The organism is Actinoplanes sp. NPDC049599, assembly GCF_044465625.1.
Taxonomy (GTDB): domain Bacteria; phylum Actinomycetota; class Actinomycetes; order Mycobacteriales; family Micromonosporaceae; genus Actinoplanes.
In genome coordinates this window covers 1-13,644 of record NZ_JBITLX010000051.1, presented here as the reverse complement: position 1 = coordinate 13,644, position 13,644 = coordinate 1, and the positions used below count along the sequence as shown (strand labels likewise).

11 protein-coding genes are annotated in these 13,644 nt (G+C 72.6%); 2 read left to right on the top strand and 9 right to left on the bottom strand.

Annotation, left to right across the window (positions count from 1 at the left end):
* Positions 1-24: 24 nt before the first annotated feature.
* From ACIBQZ_RS42350 to ACIBQZ_RS42335, 4 genes are all read right to left on the bottom strand, one after another.
* Positions 25-2,256, bottom strand: a complete 2,232-nt coding sequence (locus tag ACIBQZ_RS42350; RefSeq protein ID WP_396094616.1) for a protein kinase — start codon at positions 2,254-2,256, stop codon at positions 25-27.
* Between the two features lie 540 nt (positions 2,257-2,796).
* A complete protein-coding gene (cphA, locus tag ACIBQZ_RS42345; RefSeq protein ID WP_396094615.1) occupies positions 2,797-5,550 on the bottom strand; it encodes a cyanophycin synthetase in 2,754 nt (917 codons plus the stop codon).
* Positions 5,547-6,386: a cyanophycinase gene (locus ACIBQZ_RS42340; protein WP_396094614.1), complete on the bottom strand. Its 840-nt coding sequence runs from the start codon at positions 6,384-6,386 to the stop codon at positions 5,547-5,549. The genes cphA and ACIBQZ_RS42340 overlap by 4 nt, the downstream gene beginning before the upstream one ends.
* 206 nt (positions 6,387-6,592) lie before the next feature.
* Positions 6,593-7,081, bottom strand: coding sequence for a winged helix-turn-helix transcriptional regulator (locus ACIBQZ_RS42335; protein WP_396094613.1), 489 nt, complete (start codon positions 7,079-7,081; stop codon positions 6,593-6,595).
* 56 nt (positions 7,082-7,137) lie between these two features.
* Between ACIBQZ_RS42335 and ACIBQZ_RS42330 the strand changes: the two genes are divergently transcribed.
* Complete coding sequence (locus ACIBQZ_RS42330) at positions 7,138-7,638, top strand: PaaI family thioesterase (protein ID WP_396094612.1); 501 nt, start codon at positions 7,138-7,140, stop codon at positions 7,636-7,638.
* Between the two features lie 3 nt (positions 7,639-7,641).
* On the opposite strand, the gene urtE is transcribed toward ACIBQZ_RS42330, so the two are convergent.
* Genes urtE through urtA form a run of 5 tightly spaced genes read right to left on the bottom strand, consistent with a single transcriptional unit; the run spans position 7,642 to position 12,267 of the window.
* Positions 7,642-8,334, bottom strand: a complete 693-nt coding sequence (urtE, locus tag ACIBQZ_RS42325) for an urea ABC transporter ATP-binding subunit UrtE (protein WP_396094611.1) — start codon at positions 8,332-8,334, stop codon at positions 7,642-7,644.
* Position 8,335: 1 nt separating this feature from the next.
* Positions 8,336-9,094, bottom strand: coding sequence for an urea ABC transporter ATP-binding protein UrtD (urtD, locus tag ACIBQZ_RS42320; RefSeq protein WP_396094610.1), 759 nt, complete (start codon positions 9,092-9,094; stop codon positions 8,336-8,338).
* Positions 9,091-10,158 carry an urea ABC transporter permease subunit UrtC gene (gene urtC / locus ACIBQZ_RS42315; RefSeq protein ID WP_396094609.1) on the bottom strand — a complete coding sequence of 356 codons (1,068 nt, stop codon included), beginning with the start codon at positions 10,156-10,158 and terminating at the stop codon, positions 9,091-9,093. The genes urtD and urtC overlap by 4 nt, the downstream gene beginning before the upstream one ends.
* Entirely contained in the window at positions 10,155-11,036 is an 882-nt protein-coding gene (urtB, locus tag ACIBQZ_RS42310) for an urea ABC transporter permease subunit UrtB (protein ID WP_396094608.1), read from the bottom strand. Before urtB ends, urtC begins: the two co-directional genes overlap by 4 nt.
* Positions 11,037-11,043: 7 nt before the next feature.
* A complete protein-coding gene (gene urtA / locus ACIBQZ_RS42305) occupies positions 11,044-12,267 on the bottom strand; it encodes an urea ABC transporter substrate-binding protein (RefSeq protein ID WP_396094607.1) in 1,224 nt (407 codons plus the stop codon).
* Positions 12,268-12,402: 135 nt separating this feature from the next.
* On the opposite strand from urtA, the gene ACIBQZ_RS42300 reads away from it, so the two are divergent.
* Positions 12,403-12,945, top strand: coding sequence for an alpha/beta hydrolase (locus ACIBQZ_RS42300; protein WP_396094606.1), 543 nt, complete (start codon positions 12,403-12,405; stop codon positions 12,943-12,945).
* Positions 12,946-13,644: the final 699 nt, after the last annotated feature.

Here is a 13,644-nt window from a genome sequence, read left to right as displayed (position 1 = left end):
GCCCGAGGAAGCGCCTGTCGGATTTCAGCCGAACGTGCCCGGCGGCACCACCGTGTCGCCGTCGCCGCTGGTGACGTCGACCGGATCCGTGGTGGTGTCCAGCGGCGGCGGCGTGGTGGATTCCGAGGGTGAGGGCGACGGCGAGGAACTCGTGGTGACCGGCGGCGGGGAGGGCTCCACCTGGCCGTCACCGTCACCGTCGACTGTGCCGTCCCCGTCACCCGGGGGATCGATGATCGCCGGCGCCGTGCTCGACGGCGTGCCGCCGGCCGGGACCGTCGGGTTGACCGGCACCGGCACCGCGACGCCGCTCGGGTTGATCGAGATGCCCGGGATCGGCGAGTTGGTGGTCGGCACCGGGCCGAGCCGGACCGTGCCGTTGTCGAGCACCTCGACCGGCTGTGACGGCGCACCGGGCGCCGGCGAGACGAATGTCTGGCAGGCCGTCCCGGCCAGCTCGAAGACCATCGGCGCGGCGTTGCTGTCCTTGTAGCGGCCGGTGAACTGCAGTGTCTGGGTCTGCTGCGGGCTCAGCACGCTTTGCGACTGCACCGTGACGCCCCGGCCCTGCTGGTCCAGCTTGAGCCGGCCGTTGCCGGACACGATCTGGTCGCCGGGCATGACGAACCAGAGCTTCCAGTCCTTGATCGCCGCGGTGTCCCGGTTGGCGATCGTGATCGCCGCCTTGAACTTGTTGTTCGCCTCGGACCAGACCGCGTAGCTGACCACGCACTTGTTCGAGCCGGCCAGCGTGGTGGACTGCGCGTTCGGGGTGCGCGGCGCCTCGCCCGACGACAGCGCGGCCACGGCCAGGGCGGCGATCAGCACGGCGCCGCCGACCGCGCCGGACGTGATGATCAGGCGGCGCTTCTGGGGGACGCCGCCGTTGCGGCCGGGGCCCGAGGGGCCGCCGGCCGCCGCGCCGGGCCTGTTCTGCTTCGGCGGCACGCCGCCGCCGGACCGCGCCGGCGGGGCGGGCGGATCGTCGGCGCGGGCCGAGCTCCGGGGGGCCCCGTCCACGCCCGGGGCGGAACGCAGGGCCGGGCCGGTGGAGGCGGCCGAGGCGGCGTCGGCGGACGGCGGGGCCGCCGGGGCCGGGGGCACGGGGCCGAAGCGGCTGTTGCGCGCGCCCCGCTGCGGCGGCGCCGAGACCGAGCCGACCGCGGCCTCGACCTCGGCGACCGAGACGGGCTGCGGGGCCGGCGCGCCCACCGGAGCCGGCGAGACCGGCGCCTGGGAGGCGAGACCGGACGCGGGCACGGCGGCGACGCCCCGGCCCGGGGCCGCGGGCTGCCGCTGGGCGTGACCCGGGCGGACCCGGCCGAAGCCGTCGGTGTCCCGGTGGGCCGACGGCAGGATCGTGGTGTCCTCGCCGTTGTCGGCCCAGTCCGGCACGTACGCCCGGGCGGCGGGCACGCCGGCCGAGACCGTGCCGAGCACGTGCGCCAGCTCGGCGCTGGACGGGCGGTCCGCGGGCCGCTTCTCCAGGCACCGGGCGATCAGCGCGGAGACCGCGCCGGGCAGGCCCTCGACGGCCGGCAGCGGCTCGGGCTCGGTGTACTGGTGCGCGCGCAGCAGGGCGGTCGTCGTGCCGACGTCCCAGGGCAGCTGGCCGATCAGCGTGCGGTAGATCAGCAGGCCCACCGCGTACACGTCGGTGGCCGGGCTGACCTGGCCGCCCTCGAGCCGCTCGGGCGCCAGGTAGGCCGGCGTGCCGAGCAGGCTGCCGTCCGGGTCGATGTCGTTCTCGCCGATCAGGGCCGAGATGCCGAAGTCGACGACCTTGGCGCCGCCGGGCGTGAGCATGACGTTGGCCGGGGTGACGTCGCGGTGCACGATGCCCCGGGCGTGCGCGGCGGCCAGCGCCGCCGCCACCTCGGAGGAGATCCGGACCGCGGCCGGCCACGGCAGCCGGCGCGAGCGGGCCAGCACGGCGGCCAGCGACTCGCCGTCGACCAGCTCCATGACCACGTACGGCACCGGCTCACCGTCGACGGTGGTCGCCTCGCCGTAGTCGTAGACGTTGGTGATGTGCGGGTGGCTCAGGCGCGCGGCGGCCTGGGCCTCCGCGCGGAGCCGTCGCCGGAACGAGGGATCGGTGCTCGTCGAGGGCGGCAGGACCTTGACCGCCACCTGCCGTCCGAGCACTTCGTCGAACCCTCGCCAGACCACAGACATCCCGCCGGCGCCGAGCCGCTCGACCAGTCGGTAGCGACCGGCCAGCAGACTCGAACCGGGCAGGTCCGTCGTGCTCATGTGCCCCCACATGCGCGATCGGAAGAAACATCAGAACTACACCGCCATGCGTCCTGATGCCGGGGCGGTTGTCGGTCCGCCGTTGGACCGAGCATTCCCCATCGACGGCAGGGATGTTAGCGGACGATCGGCCACTGTCTCGACTCCTCGCCGACCCGGATGACCTGCGCGTCGTCACCCTCTGTTCGCGGCCGTGCGCCTGCGGTGGACATGTGATCGTTTCGATAAAACCCCAGGTCAGCGCTGTATAGACGGTCATGAGAAACGATTGCTGACCGCTATGTCTGATTCGTCGGAATTTGCGGCAGGGCCCGGATTCCCGCGAATCCACAACGGAATCTGCACGTGCAGTCGCTCTTGCATCACCGATAGGAACAAGAAGCCCTTTTGCGAGTCACTCTCATCTATACCCTGGGTGATGATTGCCACAGGGCAATGACCTGGGGACCCCCGCCCGATCGGATGATTTCCCGTCACCGATCATTCTTTGTTCCCGCAAGCTACCCGCGGTGCGGACAAATCACCCGATTCAGCGAACTCTCACGGGGACACCGGCGTTCCGGCCGGCCGGGACGCGCCGCGGTCGGCCTCCCGCAACCGCGCCGGATGGGCGGGCAGCCGCTCGGCGTGCACCACCGTGGAGTCGGCCGGCACCGCGCCCAGCCCGGCCAGCAGATCCAGCATCGGGGCGAGCTTCTCGTAGAGCACCAGGATCACGTCACCGGGCACCGCCAGCAGCAGCGCGGCCTCCACCGCGGCCCGGTAGCCGGGCGCCCGGACCGCCCGCAGCAGCGGCCGGCGGGCCCGCATCTCCCGTTCCACCAGCGCGGACACCTCCCCTGGCGTACGGCCGCGCGGGTCCTCGTCGTCGTACAGCACGGCCCGGGTGACCCCGTCCGCGAGCACCTGGGCCGAGGCTGCCAGCAGGTCGTCGCGGCGGTCGCCGGGCAGCGTGACCACGGCCAGGCAGCGCCGCGGCCCCCAGAGCCGGTGCAGGGTCCGCAACACGGTCGCGATGGCCGCGGGATTGTGCGCGTAGTCGACGAACAGCGTCACCTCCCCGAGCCGCAGCAGCGTGCCCCGCCCGGGGTTGTCCACCCGCGGCTCGAAGGCCGACAGCCGCTCCACCACGTTCTCCAGCGACGCGCCGAGCGCCCGGGCGGCGGCCGCCGCGGCCAGGGCATTGACGGCCGCGTACGGCGCCGCACCCCCGAACGCCCCGGGCACGTCCACAACCCGCAGCAACGGGGTGCGCCGGGCCCCGGTGGCCTGCACCAGCCAGCCGTCCTGGAGCAGGTATGCCGCGCCGCCACGGCCCAGGTGCTCGGCCAGCACCGGCTGCCGGGCGTCGGTGCCGAACCAGACGATGCGCTTGCGGTCCGCGCGCACCCGGGGCCGTTCGGCGATGCTGCGCACCCACGGGTCGTCGGCGTTGAGCACCAGCGTGCCGCCGTCCCGGACCCGCTCGGCGACCAGGGCCTTGACGTGGGCCAGGTCCTCGATCGAGTCGATGCCGTCCTGGCCCAGGTGGTCGGCGGTGATGGTGGTGAGCACGCCGACGTCGGTCCAGTCATAGCCGAGCCCGCGGCGCAGCGTGCCGCCCCGCGCGGTCTCCAGGACGGCCGCCTGCACGCCGGGGTCGCCGAGCACCATCTGCGCCGACCGCGGCCCGGTGGCGTCGCCGAGGTACACCGGCCGGCCGTCGATGACCACCCCCTCGGTGCTGGCCACCCCGACCCGCAGCCCGGTGCCGGCCAGCAGGTGGGCGATCAGCCGGGTCACGGTCGTCTTGCCGTTGGTGCCGGTCACCGCGACCGTCGGGATCCGCCCGTCGGAGCCGCCGGGGAACATCGCCCGCACGATCGCGTCCCCGACGTCGCGGGACCGCCCACGGGCCGGCGCGAGGTGCATGCGCAGCCCCGGCACGGCGTTCACCTCGATCACCCCGGCGGACAGCCGCTCCGGGTCGCCGGTCGGCGGCAGCGGCGCGGCGATGTCGGCCAGCCGCAGGTCGATGCCCGCGATGTCGAGCCCGACCAGGGCGGCGACGCGCAGGCAGAGCCGGGTCACGTCGGGGTGCACCCGGCCGGTGACGTCGCTGCCGGTGCCGCCGGTGGACAGGTTCGCGTTGTCGCGCAGCCACACCTGCCGGCCGGCCGCCGGCACGCTGTCCGGCGTCAGGCCCTGATGGTCCAGCACGGCCAACGCGACGTCGTCCAGGTCGATCCGGGTCAGCACCCGGGCGTGCCGGACGCCGCGGCGCGGGTCGGCGTTGGTCCGTGCGACCAGCTCGGCGACCGTGCCCGCGCCGTCGCCGACGACGTGCGCGGCGACCCGCTCGGCGGCGGCCACCACCTCGCCCGCGACGATCAGCACCCGGTAGTCGCGCCCGGCCAGCTGGCGTTCCACCACGATGTCGCCGCCCGCGGCCGCGAACGCCCGTTCCACCTCGGCGGCGGTGCGCAGGTTGAGCACGACGTGCTCGCCCTGGCGGCCCTGGCGCGGCTTGACCACAACCGGCGCGCCGAGTTCGGTCAGCAGCCGTACCGCCTGCTCCGCGGTGCGCGCGGCGCCGCCGGGCGCGACCGGCACGCCGGCGTCCTCGAGCAGCCGCCGGGTGATCTGCTTGTCGGCGGCGATGTCCACGCCGACCCCGCTGGTCCGGTCGGTCATCGCCGCCCAGGCCAGCCGCCGCCGGGTGCCCCAGCCGAGCCGCAGCAGGCTGAGGTCGGCGTAGCGCTCGACCGGGATGCCCCGGCGCCGGGCCGCGGCGATGATCGACCGGGTGCTCGGCCCGGTGGCCTCGCGGTCGGCCAGCTCGCTCAGCGCGGCGAGGTGCCCGGTGAGCACCGCGGCCGGCACGGACTCGCCGCCCGCGACCGCGGCGACCAGCTCGGTCGCGGTCTCCAGCAGCTCGGCCGGCAGCGTGGACTCCGCCGACTCGTCGACCGGGCACTCCAGGATCAGGTCGTAGTGCCCGGGCTCGCCGGCCGAGACGGTACGCCCGAAGCTCACGTCACGCCCGATCCGCTGCGACAGCTCGATGGCGACGTGCTCGGTGACGTGGCCGAAGTAGGTTCCGCCGCGCATCCGGCTGACGAAGCCGCCGGGCACCCCGGCCGCGCAGTGGTGCTCGGACAGGCCCGGCAGCGCCCGCAGGAGGCGTTCGGTGAAGCCGGTGACGTCGGTGGTCTCGCGGGCGGTCAGCTCGTCGAGGTGCAGCCGGGCCACGATGGCCGGCCGGGAGAGGTGGACGTTGGGGCCGCGCAGCCGGTGGATGCCGAGGATCTTCATGCGGCCAGCTCCCGGTCCCGGGCGGTCCCGGCGAGCAGCGCGGGACGGCGGCTGGACATTTCGAACCGGCACCCGGCGGGCAGCACGTGCACCCGCGCGCCGGTGAGCGTGATCGGCCCGGTGGCCGGCACCTGGATGTCGGTGGCCGCGCCGGCGTCGACGACGGTGACCGTGCCGGTGCCGAGCACCTCGAAGCAGTCGCCCTCGGCCAGGATGGCGGTGTCCTCGTCGATGCCGAGGCCGAGCTCGTGCGGGTAGAGGGCGACCGCGCTGAGCAGCCGGTTGAGCCGGCCGCGCTCGGCGAAGTGCATGTCGATCAGGACGCCGGGCAGGAACTCCAGCCCGGGCCCGGTGCGCACGCTGTCCCGGGAGACGCCGGGGCCGTCGCCGCCGAGGATCATGGTGCCGGACATCATCGCGGCGCCGGCGCTGGTGCCGCCGAGCACGATCGTCCCGCCGTGCACCAGCGTCTGCAGCGCCGAGTCGGTCAGGGTGCCGCCCAGCACGGTGGTGATCCGCAGCTGGTCGCCGCCGGTGAAGAAGACGCCGGTGGCGGTGGCGAGCGCCTGCACCACGGCGGGCTCGTTGGCCTGGGCCCGGTTCTCCAGCCGCAACGCCCGCACCCGGCCCGCGCCGAGGCGGGTGAACAGGGTGGCGTACTCGGCCTCCAGCACGGCCGGCTCGGCGCTGGCGGTGGCGATGACGATGACCTCGGCGGCGCGCCCGCCGGCCAGCTCGACGAAGCGGCGCAGGATCGCGGTGCCCCCGGGGCCGTAGCGTTCGGCACCGCCGATCACGAGCAGCCGGGAGCGCCGGGATTGATCGACGAGTGCCACGCCGCGCCTCCTGTACGGCCGCGCTGCGGACACCGGCGGCCTGAGTCGAGGCTAAACGGAACAAACCCGGAACATCCGGCTAATCGGCGGAGTCGGCGGGCAGCAGCTGCACCACCGCGGGCGGCCCGCCGGCCGGTGCCCGGGCCCGCTGCTCCCCGTCGGCCAGCAGCAGCCGCCGGTCGAAGCCTGGGCCACGCGCGGGGGCCCTAGCGGCGGCGCTTGGCTCCCGGGCCCGGGCGGGGCACGACGTCGCGGTAGTCGGCGACCCGGTGGCCGTCGGCACAGTGCAGCTCGGTGTGGATCTCGGCGCCGCAGTCGCGGTGGGCCATCTCCAGCGGCGGCCCCTCCGGGTCGGCGAGGTAGCGGTCGCCCCACTCCTTGACCGCGGTGAGCACCGGGTAGAGGTCGAGCCCCTTGGCGGTGAGCCGGTACTCGTGCCGGAGCCGCGCCCCCGGCTCCTGGTACGGCTCCCGGCGCAGCAGCCCGTGCTCGACCAGCGAGGCGAGCCGGTTGGCGAGCACCTGGCGCGGGATGCCGGTGCGCTCGCGCATGTCGGCGAAGCGGCGCACCCCGTTGAAGATCTCGCGCAGCACCACCATGGTCCACTTCTCCCCCAGCACGCCCATCGCCCGGCCGATCGTGCAGGTGTCGATGGACCAGTCCAGGGCCGGCGGGCGCGGCAGAGTGGGATGCATGACACCGAGGCTAGGTCTGTTTGACAGACACAGCAAGCCCGTGCCAGGCTGCGTCCATGATGCAGACCCAGGATGAGACCCGCACCCGCACCTACTCCTGGACCAGCCCGGCCGAGCACGCCGCCCTGCTGGCCGGCACCGGCGGGCTGGAGCTGCTGCGCGGCATGGCGGCCGGCGAGCTGCCGCCCCCGCCGATCATGAACCTCATCGACCTGTCCGGGATGGAGGTCGAGGAGGGCAGCGTCACGTTCTTCCTGGACCCGCAGGAGTTCCACTACAACCCGCTCGGCACGATGCACGGCGGCGTGATCTCCACCCTGCTGGACAGCGCGGCCGCGTGCTCGCTGCACTCGACCCTGCCGGCCGGCGTCGGCTACACCTCGCTGGATCTCAACGTGAAGTTCCTGCGCGCGGTGACCGTCGACTCCGGACGCCTGGCCTGCAAGGGCGGCGTGCTGCAGAAGGGCCGCCGGACCGCGCTCACCGAGGCCCGGCTGACCGACTCCGCGGGACGCCTCATCGCGCACGCCACGTCGAGCTGCATGATCTTCGGCTGACCCCTACACCGCCAGCAGCCCGCGCACCGACTCGTCGCCGAGCTCCGCGGCGGTCCCGGAGCGGACCACCTCGCCGGCGTCCAGGATCACGAACCGGTCGGCGAGCCGCAGCGCCAGCTCCAGATACTGCTCGACCAGCAGGATGGTCAGCCCGGCGGCGTGCAGCTGCCGGATCGCCTCCTCGATCTCGAGCACGATCGACGGCTGGATGCCCTCGGTCGGCTCGTCCAGCAGCAGCATCCGCGGCTCGGCGACCAGCGCCCGGGCGATCGCCAGCTGCTGCTGCTGACCGCCGGACAGGAAACCCGCCCGCCGCTTGAGCAGCCCGCGCAGCGCCGGGAACAGGTCGAACGCCTCGTCGACCACGCCGGCCCGGCGGTGGCCCGCGGCCTCCCGGGCCACCTGCAGGTTCTCCGCGACGGTCAGCTGCGGGAAGGTCTCGTGGCCCTGCGGCACGTACCCCAGCCCGAGCCGGACCCGCTCGTGCACCTTGAGCCGGCTCAGCTCGTGGCCGTCGAACGTGACCGTGCCGGACCGGGACGGCAGCACCCCCATGATCGCCTTGAGCAGGGTGGTCTTGCCGACCCCGTTGCGGCCCATCAGGCAGACCAGCGCGCCCGCCGGCGCCGCCAGGGCGACCCCGAAGAGCACCTGCGCCCGGCCGTACGACACGTGCAGGTCGTTGACCTCCAGCACGTCACGCCACCTCGCTCTCCAGCTCGTCGCGGGACCGTCCCAGGTAGACCTCCTGGACCCGCGGATCGGCCTGCACCTCCGTGACCGTGCCCTCGCGGAGCAGCTTGCCCTCATGCAGCACGGTCACCGTGCTGGCGAAGCGGCGCAGGAAGTCCATGTCGTGCTCGACCACCAGCACGGTGTGGTCGCGGGCCACCGACCGCAGCAGCTCGCCGGTGCGCTCCCGCTCGTCGCGGCTCATCCCGGCGACCGGCTCGTCGAGCAGCAGCAGCCGGGGCCGCTGCACCACGAGCATGCCGATCTCCAGCCACTGCCGCTGGCCGTGCGACAGCACCCCGGCAGGCCGGTACGCCAGCGCGCCCAGGCCGATGGTGTCCAGCGCCGCGGCCACCTCGTCGGTGACGCCGCGCCGGCGGCGCAGCAGCGCCGGCAGCCGCCGCCGGAAACCCGCTGCCAGGTCCAGGTTGTCGACGACGCTGAGCTCCTCGAACACCACCGAGGTCTGGAAGGTACGGCCGACGCCCGCGCGCACCACCTGGTGCTCGCGGCGGCCGACGAGTTCCTGCCCGGCGAACGTGACCGAGCCGGACGCCGGCCTGGTGAGCCCGGTGATGACGTCGATCAGCGTGGTCTTGCCGGCGCCGTTGGGTCCGATGAGGAACCTCAGCTCGCCGGCGTCGAGGGAGAAGTCCAGGTCGGTGATGGCGTGGAAGCCGGAGAAGACGACGTTGAGGCCACGGACCTCGAGGAGCCTGCTCACACCCGTACCTCCTCTCGGACGGGCGGAGCCGGCGCCGCCGGACGGCGCCGGGCCGCGACCAGATCGCGCAGCTGGGTGACCAGGCCGGCCAGGCCGCGCGGCGCCCAGAGCATGACCGCGACGAACAGCGCGCCCTGCACGTAGAGCCAGCCGTCCGGCCACTGCTCGCTGAAGACGGTTTTGGCGTAGCCGAACAGCAGCGCGCCGCCGACCGCACCGGCCAGCGAGTACCGCCCGCCGATCGCCACCCCGATGAGCAGCTCCAGCGAGGCCACCACGCCCAGGTTGGCCGGGGTGAGCAGGCCGACCACCGGGACGAACAACGCGCCCGCGATCCCGGCCAGCCCGGCCGACACCGCGAAGGCGAAGGTCTTGACCAGCGCCGGGTCGTAGCCGAGGAACCGGACCCGGTCCTCGCCGTCGCGGATCGCCACCAGCAGCCGGCCGTAACGGCTGCGGGCGAGCTGCCGGACGGCCAGATAGGACAGTCCTAACACGACCACGATGGCGAAGTAGAGGATCCGCCGGTCCGCGTCGTCGTAGAGGTCAAGGCCGAAGAAGAGCTGAAAGTTGGTCAGGCCGTTGGTGCCGCCGGTCAGCCCCTGCTGGCCGACCAGCAGGATGACGAACGCCGCGGCCAGCGCCTGCGACAGCACCGCGAAGTACGCGCCCCGCACCCGTTGCCGGAAGACCAGCAGGCCCAGCAGCACCGCCACCGTCACCGGCAGCACGACCACCATCGCCAGCGCGAAGACCGGGTTGGCGAACGGCTTCCAGAGCAGCGGCAGTTGCTCGACACCGCTCCACGACATGAAGTCGGGCAGCTGCCCGGGCCCGGCCTCGACCAGCTTGAGGTGCATGCCCATGGCATAGCCGCCGAGCCCGAAGAACACCCCCTGCCCCAGCGTCAGCATGCCGCCGCGGCCCCAGGCCAGCGCGATGCCGACCGCGACGATCGCGTAGCAGAGATACTTGGCCAGCAGGTCGAGCCGGAACGGCGTGAGCAGCAGCGGCGCCACGAGCAGCAGGACCGCGACAGCGACGAAAGCGGCTTTGTTCTTCATGTCAGCGCCCTCGATCGCAGGACGAACATGCCCTGGGGCCGGAACTGCAGGAACGCGATGATCACGGCGAACACCACCACCTTGGCGAGGCTGGCCCCGTTGGCCGTCCAGAACTCGACGAAGCTGTTCAGCACGCCCAGCGCGAACGCCGCGATGACCGCGCCGCGCAGCTGGCCGAGCCCACCGGCGACCACCACCAGGAAAGCGTCCACGATGTACGCGCTGCCCAGCGTCGGCCCGACCGGGCCGATCAGGGTCAGCGCGACCCCGGCCACCCCGGCCAGCCCGGAGCCGATGAAGAAGGTGGCCTGGTCGACCCGGCCGGTCGCCACCCCGCTCACCGCCGCCAGCTGCCGGTTCTGCATGACCGCGCGCATCCGCCGGCCCTGCTTGAGCTTGCTCAGGTACAGCGAGATCGCCACCACGCAGCCGACCGCCAGCACCAGGATGAACACCCGGTTGTACGGCATCCGCACGCCGCCCAGGTCGATCCCGCCGGTGAGCCAGCCCGGCGCGGTGACCTGGACGTTGGGCGCCCCGAACAGGTCCCGGGCCAGCTGCTGCAGGATCAGGCTGATGCCGAAGGTCAGCAGCAGCGTGTCGAGCGGCCGGCCGTAGAAGCGCCGGATGAACAACCGTTCCAGGATCAGCCCGAGCACCCCGCCGACGGCGAAGGCGACGGGCAGCGCCACCAGCACGGCCTGCTCGCCGACCAGCGGCTGCAGGACGTACGCGGTGTACGCGCCGGCCATGATGAACTCACCGTGGGCCATGTTGATGACGCCCATCTGGCCGAACGTGAAGGTCAGGCCCAGCGAGGCGAGCAGCAGCACCGCGCCGATGCTCGCCCCGATGACCAACTGGTTCAGAGTGCCCATGACTCGCTCAGGACGCCAGGCCGGCGGCCCACGGGTAGCCCTTGAGGTACGGATCCGGCTTCACCGGCGCGCCGGAGTTCCACACCTCCTTGATCTGGCCGTCCGGCTGGATCAGGCCGATCCGCGCGGTCTTGTAGACATGCTGGTTCTCGCCGTCGATGGTGACCTTGCCCTCGGGCAGGTCCAGCACGATCCCGCCGGCCGCCTTCTTGACCGCCTCGACCTCGACGCTGCCCGCCTTGGTGGCCGCGGCGGCCCAGAGCTTGACCGCGTTGTAGCCGGCCTCCATCGGGTCGGAGGTCACCTTGGTGGGGCCGTACTTGGCCTTGTAGGCCTTGACGAACTCGGTGTTCGTGGCGCCCTCGGTGGTCTGGTAGTAGTTCCACGCGACCAGGTGACCGGCGATGTTGGCCGGCCCGATGCCACCGACCTCCTCCTCGGCGACACTGACGCTCACCGTGGGCATGGTCTTGTCGGTGAACCCGGCGCTGCGCAACTGCTTGAAGAAGGCGACGTTGCTGTCCCCGTTGAGCGTGTTGAAGACGACGTCGGGCTTGGCCTGACCGAGCTTGTTGGCGATCGTGGAGTATTCGGTGTTGCCCAGCGGGGTGTACTCCTCCCCCACGACCGACATCCCGTTCGCCGCCGCGTACGCCTTGATGATCTTGTTGGCCGTCCGCGGGAAGACGTAGTCACTGCCGACCAGGAAGACGGACTTCTTGCCCTGCTGCTTGAGATAGTCCAGGGCGGGAACGATCTGCTGGTTGGTGGTCGCGCCGGTGTAGAAGATGTACGGCGAGCTCTCCAGCCCCTCGTACTGCACCGGATACCAGAGCAGCGCCTTGTTGCGCTCGAAGACCGGCAGCATGGCCTTGCGGCTGGCCGAGGTCCACCCGCCGAAGGTGGTGGCGACCTTGTCCTCGTTGATCAGCTTCTGCGCCTTCTCGGCGAAGGTCGGCCAGTCCGACGCGCCGTCCTCCACAACGGGCTCCAGCTTCTTACCGAGTACGCCGCCGGCCGCGTTGACCTCCTCGACGGCAAGCAGCTCGGAGTCGCGGACGGTCACCTCGCTGATCGCCATCGTGCCACTGAGCGAGTGCAGGATGCCGACCTTGATGGTGTCGCCGTCGGAGCCGTCGCCTGAGGTCGGGTCATCGGCGCAACCGGCAACCGCCAAGGTCGTGGTGAGAAAAAGGATCGAGAGGGTCTTCAGCCACTTGGCAGATGACATGGGACTGTCCCTTCGCCCGCGGGGGGTGGTGCCCCGAAAGCTAGAAACAGCGGGTTTCACGGAACGTATCGACGCATGTCGAATAAGTTAACGTGACCTCACAGGCCACATAGGATCATCGTGACAGGAGTGGCAATGCCCAGCGGAATCCTGATCCCCGGCAGCCTCGGCACGGTCCAGACCACCCTGCTCGACCTGGCCTGGGAGGCCCTGACCGACCGGCGCGCACTCATCGAGGAAGTCACCTGGACAACCCCGGAGGGCCTGGTCGAAGCCGGCCCGGAACCCTTCGTCCGAGCCTGCGTGGCGGCGGCCCTGCACCGCCTGAAGCAACGCGACCCCGAAGCCCGCCCGGTCCTGATCGCCAAGTCCCTGGGCACTCATGCGTCAGGCTTGGCAGCCGACCACGAACTGCCGGCAATCTGGCTGACCCCGCTGCTGCACCTCCCATCGGTGGTGGCGGCAATAACCCGCAACCCGGCACCCCAGCTGCTGATCGGCGGCACGGCTGACGCCTCCTGGCTCCCAGCGGCAGCCAACTCGACCGGCGCCCAACTCCTGACCATCCCGGACGCGGGCCACTCCCTCCGCCCACCGGGAAACCTCCGCGACTTCGCCACGGCACTGGCCACAATAGGCACCGCAATCGAAACCTTCCTGAACACCAACCAACCCTGACCCCCCAAAACTCACAAACCGGTCGCGAGCCAAACGCCCCCAAGCACCTCGCCCGACCCCGAACCAGCAGCTCCACCCGACCGCCGCAAGACCCAGGCATGACGAAAGACGCGATTAGCCCTGGTAGGGGATGATTCGCACTTTCCGGCGGACCGCGCAGCGCTCTACCCACCCCCATCACCACAAGATCCACATAAGACCAAGCCCAACCGAACCCGCCACGACGACGCAGACCCCACCGGCGAGGCAGCCACCAAAGACAGACCGAGTCCCGCCCAACCGGGCTGGCCGGGGCGGGCCGGCCGGGGCGGGCTGGGCGGGCCGGCCGGGGCGGGCTGGGCGGGCCGGCCGGGGCGGGCTGGGCGGGCCGGCCGGGGCGGGCTGGGCGGGCCGGGCGGGGCGGCCGGGGCGGGCTGGGCTGGGCGGCCGGGCTGGCGGGGCTGGCCGGGCGGGGCGGCCGGGGCGGCCAAGTCGGGGCGGGCTGGCTGGCCGGGCCGCCGGGCTGGCCGGGCGGGCCGGGGCGGGCCGGGGCGGGGCGGCCGGGGCGGGGCGGGGCGAGCGGGCGGGGGCGCTCCGGCGGACTTTGTGCCGCTGGGGTCAGCTCCTTGGGCTCAGCCGGTGGTTGCAACACCTGTCGTTGATCGTTGATCAAGACGGGGTGTGTGCAGATGGCACCACGATTGTCGTCCGGAGAACGCG

Bases quoted from the DNA above. Each gene is read 5' to 3' on its own strand.
- cphA (WP_396094615.1), bottom strand. From the start codon at position 5,550: ATGAAGATCCTCGGCATCCACCGGCTGCGCGGCCCCAACGTCCACCTC.
- urtA (WP_396094607.1), bottom strand. From the start codon at position 12,267: ATGTCATCTGCCAAGTGGCTGAAGACCCTCTCGATCCTTTTTCTCACC.
- ACIBQZ_RS42330 (WP_396094612.1), top strand. From the start codon at position 7,138: ATGATGCAGACCCAGGATGAGACCCGCACCCGCACCTACTCCTGGACC.
- urtC (WP_396094609.1), bottom strand. From the start codon at position 10,158: ATGAAGAACAAAGCCGCTTTCGTCGCTGTCGCGGTCCTGCTGCTCGTG.
- ACIBQZ_RS42335 (WP_396094613.1), bottom strand. From the start codon at position 7,081: ATGCATCCCACTCTGCCGCGCCCGCCGGCCCTGGACTGGTCCATCGAC.
- ACIBQZ_RS42300 (WP_396094606.1), top strand. From the start codon at position 12,403: ATGCCCAGCGGAATCCTGATCCCCGGCAGCCTCGGCACGGTCCAGACC.
- ACIBQZ_RS42350 (WP_396094616.1), bottom strand. From the start codon at position 2,256: ATGAGCACGACGGACCTGCCCGGTTCGAGTCTGCTGGCCGGTCGCTAC.
- urtB (WP_396094608.1), bottom strand. From the start codon at position 11,036: ATGGGCACTCTGAACCAGTTGGTCATCGGGGCGAGCATCGGCGCGGTG.